The sequence below is a fragment of the Ensifer sp. VA4 genome, from assembly GCF_055710065.1.
The window spans coordinates 1-711 of record NZ_JBVQPO010000050.1 but is presented as its reverse complement, the minus strand read 5'-3'; the positions used below and the strand labels follow the sequence as shown (position 1 = coordinate 711).

General features: G+C 57.1%; 1 protein-coding gene. It reads left to right on the top strand.

All coding sequences use genetic code 11. The features are described 5' to 3' along the window. Positions 1-711, top strand: a 711-nt coding sequence (locus tag AC0C6X_RS30100) for an adenylate/guanylate cyclase domain-containing protein (RefSeq protein ID WP_472956694.1), incomplete at both ends; no start/stop codon positions are given.

Sequence of the window (711 nt, the reverse complement as noted above, 5' to 3'; positions counted from 1 at the left end):
TGTATTCGCACTCTTTCCCGCCTCCACCCAAGCGGTTCAGGCAGCGATTGACGCCCAATTTGCTCTAACGAAAGAAGAATGGGCTCAAGGATGCAAGCCACTGGTCCGGATGGGCCTGCATTCCGGAACTGTGAGAAGACACGATGCCACCATAACCGGGATAGAGGTGCATCGTGCGGCTCGTATCGCATCGGTGGCACACGGAGGTCAGATCGTCATTTCGAACGTTGTCCGCGATGAACTGGCGGAAGGCCTCATCGGAGCGACCGTGAAGGTCCGCGATCTCGGATTTCATCGCCTCAAGGATCTTCGCTATCCTGAAGCGCTGTTCGATCTGGTGGTCTCGGGACTACAAAGCGAATTTGCACCTATCTCATCGATCGGCGCCAATCGCACCAACCTCCCGTCCGATTTGCCGGTTCTCTACGGTCGGCGCCTGGAATTAGCCCGGCTAAATCAAATCCTGGCCGATAAAAAGAGCCGTATTGTTACGCTGACGGGCGCCGGCGGCGTGGGCAAGACAAGCTTGGCGATGCACGCTGGCAGATCGGCGCTGAGCTTGTTTTCACGGGGCGTGTTTTTCGTACAGTTGAGAGAAATTGACAATCCGGACCTGATCGGTTCGGAGATCTGCAAGGCCATAGGCCTGCAAGAGGCACCCGGTATCTCCGCCATCGAAACGGTGTGCAACTCGCTGGGCGGCGCTGAGGT